Origin of the sequence: Pseudoxanthomonas sp. PXM01 (assembly GCF_014851815.1) — a bacterium.
In the GTDB taxonomy this organism is placed as follows: domain Bacteria; phylum Pseudomonadota; class Gammaproteobacteria; order Xanthomonadales; family Xanthomonadaceae; genus Pseudoxanthomonas_A.
Genome location: NZ_JACVAJ010000002.1, coordinates 533547 through 550341, shown reverse-complemented (window position 1 = coordinate 550341; position 16795 = coordinate 533547). Strand labels below are relative to the sequence as shown.

Below are 16795 nucleotides of genomic sequence, written 5' to 3'. Positions count from 1 at the left end.
GTTCATGCCCGAAATGATTCGCAGCTGGGTTGCCGCGCTGGTCCTCGCGGCCGCTGTCCCGTCCGCCATGGCGGCGAAAGCGGCTCCGCCCGCCGACCAGCCCGACGATGCGCTGGGCACGGTCATGGCAGGCGAATTCGCCCTGCAGGCAGGACAGCTGCCGGAGGCCGCGCGCTGGTATCTCGACGCGGCGAAGCGGGGCGACGACGCCGGGTTGGCCGAGCGCGCCACCCGCATCGCGCTGCTGGCCAAGGACGATGCCCGGGCGGCCGAGGCGATCAAGCTGTGGCGGGCGCGGGGACCGCGCACGCTGGCCCTGCGTGGCGCGGAGGCCACGTTGGCGCTGCGCCAGGGTCAGGCGCGGGTCGCACGCCGGGAACTGTCCGCCTTGATGAAGGATGCCGATGACCTGGGCTGGCGCTACGCGCTGACCGCGCTGGGAAGCGGGGGCAAGGATCCGGCGCTGGCGCCGCGATTGCTGCGCGAACTGGTGGACGACGGCGCCATTCCGAACAAGCTGCAGCCGTGGCTGGCATTCACCGGCCTTGCCCAGCAACTGGAGCAGCCTGCGCTGGCCGAGCGCATGGTCGGCGATGTCGTGAAACGATTCTCCGGCGAGCCGTTGGTTGCGCTGCTGCAGGCCAGCCAGTTGCTGCAGGCCGACCGCAAGCAGGAGGCGCGCGTCGTACTGGATGGCCTGCTGCCCAAGGCGGCGACCGATCCGGCACTGCGGCTGAAGCTGGCCGAGGAGTACGACCGGCTGGGCGATCCCGCCGCGGCCTCGCACGCCATGGGGCAGGGCCCCCAGGACACGCTGACCTACGGATTGCGTGCGCAACTGCTGGCCAAGGCCGACGACAAGGCCGCCTTGAATGCGCTGTACGAGGAACTGAAAAAGGTCGGCACGGACCAGCCGACGGAATACAGCCCGGACCGGCGCCTGCTGCTAGGCCAGATGGCGGAGTTCCTGGAGAAGCGCGAGGAAGCGCTCGCGTGGTACCGCAGCGTTCCGGCGGGAGACCAGCGCGCCGATGCCCGCCTCCGTACGCTGAAGGCGTTGTTCGACCTCGGTCGCAAGGACGAAGCCTTCGCCGAAGCCCGCGCACTGCAGGGCGACGCCAGCGTCGAGGATGGCACGCGACGCGACGCCTATCTCATGGAGGCCGAACTGCGTCAGCAGGACGAGCAGGACGAGGGCGAGCTGGAAGTTTTCGCGCGCGGGCTGGCCGCCTATCCGGACGACCTGGCGCTGCTGTATTCGCGTGGATTGGCGTGGGAACGACGCGACCGCATCGACCATGCGGAGGCCGATTTCCGGCGCATCCTGGTGATCGAGCCTGACAATGTGGCGGCGCTCAATGCACTGGGTTACACGTTGGCCGACCGCACCACGCGCTACCAGGAGGCGCTGGAGTTGATCGATCGCGCGCGCACCGCGGTGCCGGACGACGCGGCCATCATCGACAGCTACGGCTGGGTGCTGTACCGGCTCGGCCGCAATGCGGAAGCACTGGTCGAACTGCGGCGTGCCTTCACGCTGCAGAAGGACCCCGAGATCGCCGCGCACGTGGCCGAAGTGCTGTGGGTGATGGGACAGAAGGACGAGGCGCGCCGGTATTTCGACGAGGCTCGCAAGCTCGACCCCGACAATCGCTCGCTGCTGCGGGCGCTGGAGAAGACAGGCGCATGAAGGTTTTAGGTTTCCTGCTGGCGGGGCTTGCAGCCCTGTCGATGGCGGGCTGCGCCACGCGTGGCCCGGCCGTGGATTCGCCGATGCTGAGCGATCCCGAGGCGCTGGCGGCGGCACAGGCAGCGCAGGCCACCCGTGCGGCATGGCTGGCGTCGCAGCCGGACTGGTCGTTTGCCGGGCGGGTGGCCGTCAATGCGAACGGGAAGGGCGGCAGTGGCCGTATCGACTGGCAACAGACGGGCACGGCTTACCAGGTGGCCCTGAGCGCGCCAGTCACCCGGCAGAGCTGGCGCCTCGGCGGCGACCTGCAGACCCGGGCGGCCCGCCTGGATGGCCTGGAGGGAGGATCGCGCGAAGGCCTCGATGCCGATCGTCTGCTGCGCGAGGCCACCGGCTGGGATATCCCGGTCGCCTCGATGGTGCACTGGGCCCGCGGTGTCGCCGATCCCTCCGCCGCCGTGGAGGGCACGGAGTACGCCGCCGATGGCCGGGTGCGGAGCCTGACCCAGCAGGGATGGCGGGTGGACTATCTGGACTGGTTCCCGGCCGAGGGTACCCAGCCGGTCATGCCGCGTCGTATGGAGGCGCGTCGGCAGGGTGCTACCGTCAAGGTCGCCGTCGATCAGTGGCAACTGGCGCCGCAGTGAGCGCGTTCCCGGCGGAGGAGGGCTGGTCGGCCTGGCCAGCCCCGGCCAAGCTCAACCTGGTCCTGCAGATCGTCGGGCGTCGTGCCGACGGCTACCACCTGTTGCAGACCGTGTTCCGGCTGTTGGCGTGGGGGGACACGATCCACCTGCGGGTTCGGGCGGATGGCGAGATCCGACGGGTGGGGGAGTCCGCCCCGGGCGTCCTGGAGGCGGAGGACCTGGTCGTTCGTGCAGCCAGGCTGCTTAAAAAAGAAGCTAATGTCGCTGAAGGTGTGGACATCGGCGTCGAAAAGCGCATCCCGGCCGGCGGCGGTTTCGGCGGCGGATCGTCGGATGCCGCGACCGTACTGCTCGCCCTGGACCAGATCTGGGGCTGCGGCCAGGCGACAGATCGGCTGGCGTCGCTGGGGCTGCAGCTAGGTGCGGACGTGCCTGTCTTCGTCCGTGGTGAGAATGCGTGGGCCGAAGGTGTGGGTGATATTCTGGCGCCCCTTACCCTCGCGCCAGCCTGGTATCTGCTGGTGGATCCGGGTGTCCACGTGCCGACGGCAGCCCTTTTCGCGTCGCCGGATTTGACGCGTGATGCTGCACCCGCGAAAATATCGGACTTCGTTTCGGGATCACTGCTCGGCAACGCGTTCGAGCCGGTCGTGCGTCGCCAGGAGCCTGCCATCGAGGCAGCCTTCCAGGCCCTGTCGCAGATCGGTGCGCCACGTTTGACGGGTTCCGGCGGCGGCTGCTTTGTCGAGTTCGCTGATCGGACCTCTGCCGAGGCCGCACTGGCGTCACTGCCTGCCGGGCTTCATGCCTGGGTGGTGGAGGGCGCAGCGCGCTCGCCGCTGCTGGATGCGCTGGCGCAGGTTCGCGGGACGGAGAAGTACGCCTAGGGGCGTCGCCAAGTGGTTAAGGCACCGGGTTTTGATCCCGGCATTCGTAGGTTCGAATCCTTCCGCCCCTGCCAATCCAGTCCAGCTGCATCCGCCGAGACGACCCATGCAAGACGAACGTAACCTGCTCGTGTTCTCCGGCAACGCCAACAAGCCGTTGGCGAACAGCATCTGCCGCGAGCTGGGCGTGCGTCCCGGCAAGGCGCTGGTGTCCCGGTTCTCCGACGGCGAAGTCCAGGTTGAGATCCAGGAAAACGTGCGCCGACAGGAAGTGTTCGTCGTGCAGCCGACCTGCGCGCCGAGCGCCGAAAACCTGGTGGAGCTGCTGGTCCTGATCGACGCGCTGAAGCGCGCCTCGGCCAGCAGCGTCACCGCGGTGGTGCCGTACTTCGGCTACGCCCGCCAGGATCGCCGTATGCGCTCTTCGCGCGTGCCGATCACGGCGAAGGTGGCGGCGAAGATGTTCGGCGCCGTCAGCGCGGATCGCGTGCTGACGGTCGATCTGCATGCCGACCAGATCCAGGGTTTCTTCGATATCCCGGTCGACAACGTGTATGCGTCTCCGCTGCTGCTGGCCGACATCTGGCGCGCCTACGGCACGGAGAACCTGCTGGTGGTGTCGCCGGACGTGGGTGGTGTGGTGCGCGCCCGTGCGGTGGCCAAGCGCCTGGATGACGCCGATCTGGCGATCATCGACAAGCGCCGCCCGCGCGCCAACGTCGCCACGGTGATGAACATCATCGGCGACGTGGAAGGCAAGGACTGCGTGCTGGTGGACGACATCGTCGACACCGCCGGTACGCTTTGCGCTGCCGCCGCCGCGCTGAAACAGCACGGCGCCAACAAGGTGGCGGCGTACTGCACCCATCCCGTGCTCTCGGGCCCGGCGGTGGACAATCTGAACAACTCGGTGCTCGACGAACTCGTCGTCACCGACACGATCCCGCTCTCGCCGCAGGCGCAGGGCTGCAGCAAGATCCGCCAGCTGTCGGTGGCGGAACTGCTGGCGGAAACGATCCGCCGCATCGCCTTCGGCGAGTCGGTCAGTTCGTTGTACGTGGATTGAGTCTCCGCTGCGCGCCGGACCATCGGCGGGCGGCTCTCCGGGTTCATCTGGTCGCGGGTGAACCTTTCATCAGATCGCCGAAGGGCGGTCCAACAACTAGGTAGTGAAGAAAATGGCTAAGACGCATGAAATCAAGGTCGAGCGCCGCGAAGACGAGGGTAAGGGTGCGAGCCGCCGCCTCCGTCACGCGGGCACCGTGCCTGCCATCGTTTACGGTGGCGAACTGAAGCCGGTCAGCATCCAGCTGAACCACAACGAAGTCTGGCTGGCCTCCCAGCACGACTGGTTCTACTCGTCGATCCTGGACCTGAGCCTCAACGGCGACATCCAGAAGGTGCTGCTGCGTGACATGCAGCGCCATCCGTTCAAGCAGCAGATCATGCACCTGGACTTCCAGCGCGTGAACGAGAACGAGACGCTGCGCACCGCGGTGCCGCTGCACTTCCTCAACGAAGACAAGTCGCCGGCCGGCAAGTCCGCCGAAGTCGTGGTCACCCATGAGCTGAACGAAGTCGTCGTCGAGTGCCTGCCGAAGGACCTGCCGGAATTCATCGAGATCGACCTGGCCGACCTGGCCATCGGTGCGGTGATCCACCTGTCCGACGTCAAGCTGCCGGCCGGCGTGACCATCCCCGAGCTGAAGCTGGGCAAGGAACACGACGTCGCCGTCGTGATCGCCAAGCACGGCAAGGAAGAAGCCGAAGAAGCGCCGGCCGAGTCGGCCGACGTGCCGGCTTCGAAGGTCGCCAAGAAGGACGACAAGTAATCGCGTGAACCTGCGCCCGCTCCGGCGGGCGCAGGCGCGTGATGCGTCCCCATGGCAGGCTTGCGCCTCATCGTCGGACTGGGCAATCCCGGTGCCGAACATGCCCGAACCCGGCACAACGCCGGGTTCCATTTTGTCGACGCCCTGGCGGAACGGCAGGGTGAGCGTTTTGGGCTGGACAGCAAGCTGTTCGGCGAGACCGCGAAGGTCGTGATTGCCGGTCAGCCGGTGTGGCTGCTGAAGCCGGCCACCTTCATGAATCTTAGTGGCAAGTCGGTGGCGGCCGCGCTGCGCTTCTGGAAGATCGCGCCGGAAGAGGCGCTGCTCGCGCATGACGAACTGGACCTTGCGCCGGGCGCCGCACGCCTGAAGTTCGATGGCGGCCATGGCGGCCAGAACGGCCTGCGCGACACCATCCAGCATCTCGGACACGGCAAGTTCCACCGGCTGCGGATCGGCATCGGCCATCCCGGGCACAAGGACCGGGTGACGGGTTGGGTGCTTGGCAGGCCGGGCAAGGACGATGAAGTGCTGATCGCGCGCGCGATCGATGATGCGATGGATGTGCTGCCCTTGGCGGTGGCGGGCAACTTCATGGACGCGATGACGCGACTGCACACGCAGAAGGCATGATTGGTCATTGGTGATTGATGATTTGCGGGCGGGCCTCCGCTGCGAATCGCCAATCACGAATAACGAATCCGGGATGTAGACATGGGCATCAAATGTGGCATCGTGGGTCTGCCGAACGTCGGCAAGTCCACCCTGTTCAACGCGCTGACCAAGGCGGGCATCGCCGCGGCCAACTTCCCGTTCTGCACCATCGAGCCCAACGTGGGCGTGGTGCCGGTACCGGACCTGCGCCTCAACCAGCTGGCCGAGATCGTCAAGCCGCAGAAGGTCATCCCGACGGCGGTCGAGTTCGTCGACATCGCCGGTCTGGTGGCGGGTGCGGCCAGTGGTGAAGGCCTGGGCAACAAGTTCCTGGCGCACATCCGCGAGGTGGATGCGATCACCCATGTGGTGCGCTGCTTCGAGAACGACGACGTCATCCACGTCAACAACCGCATCGATCCGATCTCGGATATCGACACCATCGATACCGAGCTGGCGCTGGCGGACCTCGATAGCGTCGAGAAGGCGCTGAATCGTGCCGAACGCTCGGCCAAGCAGGGCGAGAAGGACGCCATCGCCCGCAAGCCCGTGCTGCAGAAGCTGCAGGCCGGTCTCAATGACGGCAAGCCGGGCCGCGCGCTGGGGCTGGACGAGGAGGAGAAGGCGCTGGTCCGCGACCTGTTCCTGCTGACGCTGAAGCCGGTGATGTACGTGGCCAACGTGCTGGAGGACGGGTTCGAAAATAATCCGCACCTGGACGCCGTGCGTGCCCGCGCCGCGACCGAAGGCGCGCAGGTGGTGCCGGTGTCGGCTGCCATCGAGGAAGAGCTGTCCCAGCTCGACGACGCCGACCGGGACGCCTTCCTGGCCGATCTCGGGCTGGACGAGCCTGGCCTAAACCGGGTCATCCGGGCGGCCTATACGCTGCTGGGCCTGCAGACCTACTTCACCGCCGGCGTGAAGGAAGTGCGGGCCTGGACGGTCCGGGGCGGATCCACCGCACCCCAAGCAGCGGCGGTCATCCACACGGATTTCGAGAAGGGCTTCATCCGCGCCGAGACCATCGCGTTCGACGACTTTCTCAAGTACAAGGGCGAGGCGGGTGCCCGCGATGCCGGCCGCCTGCGGCTGGAAGGCAAGGAATATCGTGTGCAGGAAGGCGATGTCCTGCATTTCCGGTTCAATGTCTGAGAAAAAAGTCTCCCGGACGCGTTGACAGACGTGTCGGCACACGCCAAAATCTCGGGCTGTTTCACCCTGGTTTGATTTGGCCTCCAGGCCGGGTCAGTCCGGTGATCCCGGAGGGATACCCAAGCGGCCAACGGGGGCAGACTGTAAATCTGCTGGCTTACGCCTTCGGTGGTTCGAATCCACCTCCCTCCACCAGTTTTCGTTGTTGTTTCGAGTTGTAGTGGTCTCCCGGTGCGGGAGTAGTTCAATGGTAGAACTGTAGCCTTCCAAGCTACTAGTGCGGGTTCGATTCCCGTCTCCCGCTCCACTGAACACCCGTGCAGGACCAGCGGCAATCCAGGCAACACAACCGGTTTCACGCTCACGTAGCTCAGTCGGTAGAGCACCTCCTTGGTAAGGAGGAGGTCGAAGGTTCGATTCCTTTCGTGAGCACCACTTCCATCCATTTGATCCACTCGAGAACCAGCAGCCATGGCAAAGGGTAAGTTCGAACGCACCAAGCCCCACGTGAACGTGGGCACGATTGGTCACGTTGACCACGGCAAGACGACGCTGACGGCGGCGCTGACGAAGATCGGCGCGGAGCGTTTCGGTGGCGAGTTCAAGGCCTATGACGCGATCGACGCGGCGCCGGAAGAGAAGGCGCGCGGCATCACGATCTCCACGGCCCACGTGGAATACGAATCCGCCTCGCGCCACTACGCGCACGTGGATTGCCCCGGCCACGCCGACTACGTGAAGAACATGATCACCGGTGCCGCCCAGATGGACGGCGCGATCCTGGTGTGCTCGGCCGCTGACGGCCCGATGCCGCAGACCCGCGAGCACATCCTGCTCTCGCGCCAGGTCGGCGTGCCGTACATCGTCGTGTTCCTGAACAAGGCCGACATGGTGGACGACGCCGAGCTGCTCGAGCTGGTGGAAATGGAAGTCCGTGAGCTGCTGAGCAAGTACGAGTTCCCGGGCGACGACACCCCGATCATCTCGGGCTCGGCCCGTCTGGCGCTGGAAGGCGACCAGAGCGAAATCGGCGTGCCGGCGATCCTGAAGCTGGTCGATGCGCTGGACACCTGGATCCCGACCCCGGAACGCGACGTCGACAAGCCGTTCCTGATGCCGGTGGAAGACTTGTTCTCGATCTCGGGCCGCGGCACCGTGGTGACCGGTCGTATCGAGCGCGGCGTGATCAAGGTGGGCGAGGAAATCGAAATCGTCGGTATCCGTCCGACCCAGAAGACCACGGTCACGGGCGTGGAAATGTTCCGCAAGCTGCTGGACCAGGGCCAGGCGGGCGACAACGCCGGTCTGCTGCTGCGCGGCACCAAGCGTGACGACGTGGAGCGTGGCCAGGTGCTGGCCAAGCCGGGTTCGATCACCCCGCACACCGAGTTCGAAGCCGAAGTCTACGTGCTGAGCAAGGACGAAGGCGGCCGTCACACCCCGTTCTTCAAGGGCTACCGTCCGCAGTTCTACTTCCGCACGACCGACATCACGGGCGCCGTGACCCTGCCGGAAGGCGTGGAAATGGTGATGCCGGGCGACAACATCAAGATGGTGGTCACCCTGATCAACCCGGTGGCGATGGACGAAGGCCTGCGCTTCGCGATCCGCGAAGGCGGCCGTACGGTCGGCGCCGGCGTGGTGGCCAAGATCATCAAGTAAGCCCCTGCGGTCCCGGCGAGGACTCGCCGGACAGCGACAAGGGCGGACCGGAACCTCGGTCCGCCTTCGCCGTCTAAGGGAAGGTTGTAGCAAATCGATACGCCAGTAGCTCAATTGGCAGAGCAGCGGTCTCCAAAACCGCAGGTTGGGGGTTCGAGTCCCTCCTGGCGTGCCACTTCCTTCCTCGCGGAGCCCGGGTCCCCGGTGCTCCCCAAAAGCAAAGAGCGACAATTGACTTGAACAGCAAGGTCGAACAATCCAAAGCCGGCACGCCTGCAGCCGACATCGCCAAGTACGTCCTGGCGCTTGCGCTGGTCGTGGCCGGGCTGGTCGCATGGTGGTGGTTCAATGGCCAGTGGACCACGCCCGTGCGTGCACTGGCGGTGGTGGCTGGCCTGGTGCTGGGTGCGCTGGTGTTCCTGCAGACCGGCAAGGGTCGCGATACGCGCGAGTTTCTGTCCGAATCCCGCTTCGAGCTGCGCAAGGTGGTGTGGCCGACCCGTGAGGAAGCGACCCGCACGACCTGGGTGGTCGTCATTGTGGTCATTATCCTCAGCCTGATCTTGGCTGCCTTCGATTTCGGCATCCAGAAGGCGATCGAGCTGTTCCTGAATTTTGGCCGTTGAGGAGAGTGCCGCAGTGAAGCGTTGGTATGTCGTCCATGCCTACTCGGGCTTCGAGAAGTCGGTGGCCCAGGCCCTCCGCGACCGCATCGTCCGCGACGACATGCAGGAAAAGTTCGGCGATGTCCTGGTCCCGACCGAAGAGGTCGTGGAAATGCGCTCCGGCCAGAAGCGCCGTTCCGAGCGCAAGTTTTTCCCGGGCTACGTGCTTGTCCAGATCGAAACCCATGATGAGGCGGGTATCCCGCGCATGGACAACGAGAGCTGGCACCTGGTGAAGGACACCTCCAAGGTACTCGGCTTCATTGGTGGCACCGCGGACCGTCCGCTGCCGATCCGCGACGAAGAGGCTGCTGCCATCCTCGATCGCGTCCAGGAAGGCGTCGAGAAGCCCCGGCCCAAGGTGTTGTTCGAGCCGGGCGAGATGGTGCGCGTCACCGACGGCCCGTTCAACGACTTCAATGGCGTGGTCGAGGAAGTCAATTACGAGAAGAGCCGCCTGCGCGTTGCAGTGCTGATCTTCGGCCGTTCCACCCCGGTGGAGCTGGAGTTTGGCCAGGTCGAGAAGGCCTGATCCGGCGGCCCGGCAGGTTCGGCCGGAGCCGTAAAACCCTGATATACTGCGCGGCTCCCTGACGGCGATGCCGGGCAGGAGCCATGGCCGCCTTCGGGCGGCCATTGGTGCGTTCAAGAAAACGCGATGCCGGGACGCGTGATTTTCCCGGTCCGATGGGGAGCCTGTTACCCAGGCGCTAGCACCCGGAGAGTACTCACATGGCAAAGAAAGTTGTCGGTTACATCAAGCTACAGGTGAAGGCCGGTCAGGCCAACCCCTCGCCGCCGGTCGGTCCTGCGCTGGGTCAGCGCGGCCTGAACATCATGGAATTCTGCAAGGCGTTCAACGCCGCCACGCAGAAGCTGGAGCCGGGCCTGCCGATTCCGGTGGTCATCACGGCCTATTCCGACCGTACCTTCACCTTCATCACGAAGACGCCGCCGGCGTCGATCCTGCTGAAGAAGGCCGTCGGCATCACGTCCGGCTCCAAGCGCCCGAACACCGAGAAGGTGGGCAAGGTCACCCGCAAGCAGCTCGAGGACATCGCCAAGGCGAAGGAACCCGACCTGACCGCGGCCGACCTGGACGCAGCGGTGCGCACGATCGCGGGTTCGGCCCGCTCCATGGGCCTGACGGTAGAGGGTTAAGAGATGGCACAGAACAAGCGACAGAAGGCCATCCTGGCCGCCGTGACCCCCGGCAAGGCGTACGCCATTGACGAGGCCCTGAAGATCATCAAGACCGCGGTCAAGTCCAAGTTCGTCGAGTCCGTGGACGTCGCCGTTCGCCTGGGCGTGGACGCCAAGAAGTCCGACCAGCAGGTGCGCGGTTCGACCGTGCTGCCCGCCGGTACCGGCAAGTCGGTCCGCGTGGCGGTGTTCGCCCCGGCCGGCGCGAAGGCTGACGAAGCCGCCGCCGCTGGCGCCGAAGCCGTCGGCATGGACGACCTGGCCGAGAAGATGCTGGCCGGCGACATCAACTACGACGTGGTCATCGCCACGCCGGACGCGATGCGCGTGGTCGGTAAGCTCGGTACGGTGCTGGGCCCGCGCGGCCTGATGCCGAACCCGAAGGTCGGCACCGTGTCGCCGAACCCGGCCGAGGCGGTCAAGAACGCCAAGTCGGGCCAGGTGCGTTACCGCACCGACAAGGCCGGCATCATCCACTGCACCATCGGCAAGGCCAGCTTCGAGGACGAAGCGCTGAAGTCGAACCTGCAGGCGCTGCTGATCGACCTGGTGAAGGCCAAGCCGGCCACCTCGAAGGGTCAGTACCTGCAGAAGATCTCGGTCAGCTCGACCATGGGCCCCGGCGTGACCGTGGACCAGTCCTCGCTGTCCCTGAAGTAATCGCATCACCCCTGTCCCGCGACGCGGGGCAGGGCGCAACGAATTTTGAGGGCAGTCGCCCAGGCCGGGGTCCCGGTGCAAGCGACAGCCGTCAAAGACCGCAGGTGCGGTCAGCGCGCAACGACGACGGGCACGGAGGCTCGTGTTGGCAGGGAATCGCCGTCGTGGCTAGCGGGATCGCTTAATCCATTCCCGTCAGGGAGTGCGCCTGCGCAGATGGTGCCGCCTTCTGGAAGTTTTCTGGTGCTGGCCGCAAGGCCGGCCAGTCAGACAGGCCACCGACGGGACCGCAAGTCCCCGGCATCCAGGATGGACGCCGTCCAGGACCGCGAGCGGCAGGAGCCGCAAGCGGAGTCAATTAGTGAGGAGTGTATGGCTCTCAATCTGTCCCAGAAGCAAGAAGTAGTCGCCGAACTGGCAGACGTCGCCTCCAAGGCGCACTCCCTGGTCGCTGCCGAATACGCAGGCACCACGGTCACCCAGATGACCGCGATGCGCAAGAAGGCTCGCGAGACCGGCGTGTTCTTGAAAGTTGTCAAGAACACCCTGGCCGTGCGTGCCATCGCCGGTACCGAATTCGAGGTTGTCCAGGACAAGCTCGTCGGCCCGCTGCTGTATGCGTTTTCGACCGAGGAGCCCGGCGCTGCCGGTCGCCTGATCAAGGAATTCGCCAAGGGTAACGACAAGCTGCAGCCGAAGGTCGTCTCCGTGGGTGGCCAGCTGTATCCGGCCAGCCATGTGGAAGTCCTGGCATCGCTGCCGACCCGTGATCAGGCGCTGGCCATGCTGGCCCGCGTGCTGGCCGAGCCCGCCACGATGTTCGCCCGCGCCGTCAAGGCCGTGGCCGATCAGCAGGGTGGTGGCGATGCACCGGCGGAAGCCGCTGCGGAAGCCCCGGCTGAAGCCTGAGTTCGACGTCTTTACGGTTCTACGAACCCTAATCCCAGATAATTTCCAAAGGTAAACACAATGTCCCTTTCCAACGAACAGATCGTCGACGCCATTGCCGGCAAGACCCTGATGGAAGTGATGGAGCTGGTCAAGGCCATCGAAGAGAAGTTCGGCGTTTCCGCCGCCGCCCCGGTCGCCGCTGCTGCCGGTCCGGCCGCTGCCGCCGCCCCGGTCGAAGAGCAGACCGAGTTCACCATCGTCCTGAAGGACGCCGGTGCCAAGAAGGTCGACGTCATCAAGGCTGTCCGCGCCATCACCGGCCTGGGCCTGAAGGAAGCCAAGGACCTCACCGAGGCCGGCGGCGTGCTGAAGGAAGGCGTGTCGAAGGAAGACGCCGACAAGTTCAAGAAGGAACTCGAAGCCGCTGGTGCGAGCGTCGAAGTCAAGTAAGTCGTATCCGTCGCCGGTTCACCTAGGCGACAAGCCGAGGCCGGGGGCGAAAGCCCCTGGCCTTCGGTCGTTTCAAGACGTAGCGATGTAAACGCGAGTTTGTAGTTGGAAGTAGCGGCAGAAGGCGTGCTGGTGCCGGCAATACCAGCGACTTCCAACTGAAAATTCCCCCGTTCGAAAGAATGTCCCCCGTGTGGTCGCGGACGCGCGCCCCACGCTGCCAAAGGCACAGTCAACATGACGACATATTCGTTCACCGAGAAGAAGCGCATCCGCAAGGATTTCGGCAAGCAGCGGTCGATCCTCGAGGTCCCGTTCCTGCTGGCCATCCAGGTCGACTCCTACCGTGAGTTCCTGCAGGAGCACACCGATCCCGCCAAGCGCGAAGACCGTGGCCTGCACGCTGCGCTGAAGTCGGTCTTCCCGATCGCCAGCTACAGCGGCAACGCAGCGCTGGAATACGTCGGCTACAAGCTCGGCGAGCCCGTGTTCGACGAGCGCGAGTGCCGCAACCGTGGCCTGAGCTACGGCGCCCCGCTGCGCGTCACCGTGCGCCTGGTGATCTACGATCGCGAGTCGTCCACCAAGGCGATCAAGTACGTGAAGGAGCAGGAGGTCTATCTGGGCGAGATTCCGCTCATGACCGACAACGGCACCTTCATCGTCAACGGCACCGAGCGCGTCATCGTCTCGCAGCTGCACCGTTCGCCGGGCGTGTTCTTCGATCACGACCGCGGCAAGACGCACAGCTCGGGCAAGCTGCTGTACAGCGCCCGCATCATTCCTTACCGCGGCTCCTGGCTGGACTTCGAGTTCGACCCGAAGGACGCGCTGTTCACGCGTATCGACCGTCGCCGCAAGCTGCCGGTCTCGATCCTGCTGCGCGCGCTGGGCTACTCCAACGAGGAGATGCTCAACGAGTTCTTCGACGTCAACACCTTCCACATCCTGCCGGAAGGCGTGCAGCTGGAACTGGTCTCCGAGCGCCTGCGCGGCGAGACGCTGAACTTCGATCTGGCCGATGGCGACAAGGTCATCGTGGAAGCCGGCAAGCGCATCACCGCGCGTCACGTGAAGCAGCTGGAACAGTCCGGCATCGCCGCGCTGGCCGTGCCGGATGAGTACCTCGTCGGCCGCATCCTGTCGCACGACGTGATCGACGCGAATACCGGCGAGCTGCTGGCCGCCGCCAACGACGAGATCACCGACGACCAGCTGGCCAAGTTCCGCAAGGCCGGCGTGGACGCCGTGGGCACGTTGTGGGTCAACGATCTGGACCGTGGTCCGTACCTGTCCAACACCCTGCGCATCGACCCGACCAAGACCCAGCTGGAAGCGCTGGTCGAGATCTACCGCATGATGCGTCCCGGCGAGCCGCCGACCAAGGATGCCGCGCAGAACCTGTTCCACAACCTGTTCTTCACGTTCGAGCGCTACGACCTGTCGAACGTCGGCCGCATGAAGTTCAACCGCCGCGTGGGCCGCAAGGAAACCACCGGCGAAGCCGTCCTGTACGACAAGAAGTACTTCGGCGCGCGCAATGACGAAGAGGCCAAGCGCCTGGTCGCCAGCCTGGGCGAGACCTCGGACATCCTGGACGTCATCAAGGTCCTGACCGAGATCCGCAACGGCCGCGGCACGGTCGATGACATCGACCACCTGGGCAACCGTCGCGTGCGTTCGGTCGGCGAAATGGCCGAGAACGTGTTCCGCGTCGGCCTGGTCCGCGTCGAGCGCGCCGTGAAGGAGCGCCTGTCGATGGCCGAGTCCGAGGGCCTGACCCCGCAGGAACTGATCAACGCCAAGCCCGTGGCCGCCGCGATCAAGGAGTTCTTCGGCTCCTCGCAGCTGTCGCAGTTCATGGATCAGAACAACCCGCTGTCGGAAGTCACGCACAAGCGTCGCGTCTCGGCCCTCGGCCCGGGCGGCCTGACCCGCGAGCGCGCCGGGTTCGAAGTCCGCGACGTGCATCCGACCCACTACGGCCGCGTCTGCACCATCGAGACGCCGGAAGGCCCGAACATCGGCCTGATCAACTCGCTGGCGGTGTACGCGCGCACCAACAGCTACGGCTTCCTCGAGACGCCGTACCGCAAGGTCGTGGACGGCACGATCACCGACGAGATCGAGTACCTGTCGGCGATCGAAGAGAACGAGTACGTCATCGCGCAGGCCAACGCGCTGCATGACGCCAAGAGCCGCCTGACCGAGCAGTTCGTGCCGTGCCGCTACCAGGGCGAGTCGCTCCTGAAACCGCCGAGCGAAGTGGACTACATGGACGTCTCGCCGATGCAGACCGTGTCGGTCGCGGCGGCGCTGGTGCCGTTCCTGGAGCACGATGACGCCAACCGCGCACTGATGGGTGCCAACATGCAGCGCCAGGCCGTGCCGACGCTGCGTGCGCAGAAGCCGCTGGTCGGTACCGGCATCGAGCGCGCCGTGGCGCGCGACTCGGGCGTGACCGTGAACGCCCGTCGTGGCGGCGTGGTCGAGCAGATCGACGCCGGCCGCATCGTGGTGAAGGTCAACGAGGTCGAGATCTCCGGCGAAACCGATGCCGGCGTCGACATCTACTCGCTGATCAAGTACACGCGCTCCAACCAGAACACCTGCATCAACCAGCGTCCGCTGGTGAACGTGGGCGACGTGGTCGCGCGCGGCGACGTGCTGGCCGACGGTCCCTCGACCGACATCGGCGAGCTGGCGCTGGGCCAGAACATGCTGATCGCGTTCATGCCGTGGAACGGCTACAACTTCGAAGACTCCATCCTGCTCTCCGAGCGCGTGGTGGAAGAGGATCGCTACACCACGATCCACATCGAAGAGCTGACCTGCGTCGCGCGCGACACCAAACTGGGGCCGGAGGAAATCTCCGCCGACATCCCGAACGTCTCCGAGCAGGCGCTGAACCGCCTCGACGAGAGCGGCGTGGTGTACATCGGCGCCGAAGTGCGCGCCGGCGACATCATGGTCGGCAAGGTCACGCCGAAGGGCGAGAGCCAGCTGACCCCGGAAGAGAAGCTGCTGCGCGCGATCTTCGGCGAGAAGGCTTCGGACGTGAAGGACAGCTCGCTGCGCGTGCCGCCGGGCATGGACGGCACCGTCATCGACGTGCAGGTCTTCACCCGCGACGGCATCGAGAAGGACAAGCGCGCGCGCCAGATCGAGGAAAACGAGATCAAGCGCGTCAAGAAGGACTTCGACGACCAGTTCCGCATCCTGGAAGGCGCCATCTACGCCCGCCTGCGTTCGCAGCTGGTCGGCAAGGTCGCCAACGGTGGTCCGGGCACGCTGAAGAAGGGCGACGCGATCTCCGACGCCTACCTCGACGGCCTGAAGAAGTCCGAGTGGTTCACCCTGCGCATGAAGGACGATGACGCGTCCGACGCCATCGAGCGCGCCCAGATGCAGATCCAGGCGCACGAGAAGGAGTTCGAGCGTCGCTTCGCCGACAAGCGCGGCAAGATCACCGCCGGCGACGACCTCGCCCCGGGCGTGCTGAAGATGGTCAAGGTCTACCTGGCCGTGAAGCGCCGCATCCAGCCGGGCGACAAGATGGCCGGCCGCCACGGCAACAAGGGTGTCGTGTCGACCATCGTGCCCGTCGAGGACATGCCGTACATGGCCACCGGCGAGACCGTGGACATCGTGCTGAACCCGCTGGGCGTGCCGTCGCGTATGAACATCGGTCAGGTGCTGGAAGTGCACCTGGGCTGGGCCGCCAAGGGCCTGGGTCGCAAGATCCAGGAGATGCTGGAAGCCCAGGCCAAGGTGGCCGACCTGCGCAAGTTCCTGACCCAGATCTACAACCACGACCAGAAGCTGGGCGAGGACCGCGTGGACCTGGACCAGTTCAGCGATGCGGAACTGATCGCGCTGGCCAAGAACCTGACCGACGGCGTGCCGATGGCCACCCCGGTGTTCGACGGCGCGGCGGAAACCGAGATCAAGCACATGCTCGAGCTCGCGGACCTGCCGATCAGCGGCCAGACGCAGCTGTTCGACGGCCGCACCGGCGAGGCGTTCGATCGCCACACCACGGTCGGCTACATGCACATGCTGAAGCTGAACCACCTGGTCGACGACAAGATGCACGCGCGCTCCACCGGTCCGTACTCGCTCGTCACCCAGCAGCCGCTGGGCGGCAAGGCGCAGTTCGGCGGCCAGCGCTTCGGTGAAATGGAAGTCTGGGCGCTGGAAGCCTACGGCGCGGCGCACACCCTGCAGGAAATGCTGACGGTCAAGTCGGACGACGTGCAGGGCCGCAACCAGATGTACAAGAACATCGTCGACGGCGCCCACGAGATGGTCGCGGGCATGCCGGAATCCTTCAACGTGCTGGTGAAGGAAATCCGCTCGCTTGCCATCAACATGGAACTGGAAGACTGATCGATGTGGCGCG

At 65.5% G+C, this 16795-nt stretch carries 15 protein-coding genes and 5 tRNA genes; all 20 read left to right on the top strand.

All coding sequences use genetic code 11. The features are described from left to right. The first annotated feature begins 4 nt into the window (after positions 1–4). The 20 genes from IB230_RS12010 to rpoB all read left to right on the top strand — a co-directional run bounded on the left by IB230_RS12010 (position 5) and on the right by rpoB (position 16782). Entirely contained in the window at positions 5–1690 is a 1686-nt protein-coding gene (locus IB230_RS12010; protein ID WP_192272469.1) for a tetratricopeptide repeat protein, read from the top strand. After that, the gene (gene lolB / locus IB230_RS12005; protein WP_192272467.1) at positions 1687–2337 is read left to right on the top strand and encodes a lipoprotein insertase outer membrane protein LolB; all 651 of its coding nucleotides are present in this window, start codon (positions 1687–1689) and stop codon (positions 2335–2337) included. The genes IB230_RS12010 and lolB overlap by 4 nt, the downstream gene beginning before the upstream one ends. Then, positions 2334–3224 (top strand): 4-(cytidine 5'-diphospho)-2-C-methyl-D-erythritol kinase, encoded by an 891-nt coding sequence (ispE, locus tag IB230_RS12000; RefSeq protein ID WP_192272465.1) that lies wholly within the window; start codon positions 2334–2336, stop codon positions 3222–3224. The genes lolB and ispE overlap by 4 nt, the downstream gene beginning before the upstream one ends. Beyond that, positions 3223–3298: transfer RNA gene (locus tag IB230_RS11995), tRNA-Gln, on the top strand. Before ispE ends, IB230_RS11995 begins: the two co-directional genes overlap by 2 nt. A gap of 32 nt (positions 3299–3330) precedes the next feature. Then, positions 3331–4290, top strand: coding sequence for a ribose-phosphate diphosphokinase (locus IB230_RS11990; protein ID WP_055940747.1), 960 nt, complete (start codon positions 3331–3333; stop codon positions 4288–4290). A gap of 112 nt (positions 4291–4402) precedes the next feature. Continuing rightward, positions 4403–5056, top strand: coding sequence for a 50S ribosomal protein L25/general stress protein Ctc (locus tag IB230_RS11985; RefSeq protein ID WP_192272463.1), 654 nt, complete (start codon positions 4403–4405; stop codon positions 5054–5056). Between the two features lie 51 nt (positions 5057–5107). Next, positions 5108–5689, top strand: a complete 582-nt coding sequence (pth, locus tag IB230_RS11980; RefSeq protein ID WP_192272461.1) for an aminoacyl-tRNA hydrolase — start codon at positions 5108–5110, stop codon at positions 5687–5689. Between the two features lie 81 nt (positions 5690–5770). After that, positions 5771–6862 (top strand): redox-regulated ATPase YchF, encoded by a 1092-nt coding sequence (ychF, locus tag IB230_RS11975; RefSeq protein ID WP_192272458.1) that lies wholly within the window; start codon positions 5771–5773, stop codon positions 6860–6862. Between the two features lie 109 nt (positions 6863–6971). Next, positions 6972–7057 (top strand) — tRNA-Tyr (locus IB230_RS11970). 38 nt (positions 7058–7095) lie between these two features. Next, a tRNA-Gly gene (locus tag IB230_RS11965) sits at positions 7096–7169 on the top strand. Between the two features lie 52 nt (positions 7170–7221). Further along, positions 7222–7297, top strand: a tRNA-Thr gene (locus tag IB230_RS11960). Between the two features lie 36 nt (positions 7298–7333). Then, the gene (tuf, locus tag IB230_RS11955) at positions 7334–8524 is read left to right on the top strand and encodes an elongation factor Tu (protein WP_192272457.1); all 1191 of its coding nucleotides are present in this window, start codon (positions 7334–7336) and stop codon (positions 8522–8524) included. Between the two features lie 99 nt (positions 8525–8623). Next, a tRNA-Trp gene (locus IB230_RS11950) sits at positions 8624–8699 on the top strand. A gap of 61 nt (positions 8700–8760) precedes the next feature. Beyond that, positions 8761–9150 (top strand): preprotein translocase subunit SecE, encoded by a 390-nt coding sequence (gene secE / locus IB230_RS11945; RefSeq protein WP_192272455.1) that lies wholly within the window; start codon positions 8761–8763, stop codon positions 9148–9150. Positions 9151–9163: 13 nt separating this feature from the next. After that, a complete protein-coding gene (gene nusG, locus IB230_RS11940) occupies positions 9164–9721 on the top strand; it encodes a transcription termination/antitermination protein NusG (protein WP_192272453.1) in 558 nt (185 codons plus the stop codon). Positions 9722–9921: 200 nt separating this feature from the next. Continuing rightward, positions 9922–10350: a 50S ribosomal protein L11 gene (gene rplK, locus IB230_RS11935; protein WP_055945202.1), complete on the top strand. Its 429-nt coding sequence runs from the start codon at positions 9922–9924 to the stop codon at positions 10348–10350. 3 nt (positions 10351–10353) lie between these two features. Continuing rightward, positions 10354–11052 carry a 50S ribosomal protein L1 gene (gene rplA / locus IB230_RS11930; RefSeq protein ID WP_055945206.1) on the top strand — a complete coding sequence of 233 codons (699 nt, stop codon included), beginning with the start codon at positions 10354–10356 and terminating at the stop codon, positions 11050–11052. Between the two features lie 372 nt (positions 11053–11424). Next, positions 11425–11961: a 50S ribosomal protein L10 gene (rplJ, locus tag IB230_RS11925; protein ID WP_192273911.1), complete on the top strand. Its 537-nt coding sequence runs from the start codon at positions 11425–11427 to the stop codon at positions 11959–11961. A 60-nt stretch (positions 11962–12021) separates the two neighbouring features. Beyond that, a complete protein-coding gene (gene rplL, locus IB230_RS11920; protein ID WP_162338033.1) occupies positions 12022–12393 on the top strand; it encodes a 50S ribosomal protein L7/L12 in 372 nt (123 codons plus the stop codon). 237 nt (positions 12394–12630) lie between these two features. Continuing rightward, positions 12631–16782, top strand: coding sequence for a DNA-directed RNA polymerase subunit beta (gene rpoB, locus IB230_RS11915; RefSeq protein ID WP_192272451.1), 4152 nt, complete (start codon positions 12631–12633; stop codon positions 16780–16782). The last annotated feature ends 13 nt before the right edge of the window (positions 16783–16795 follow it).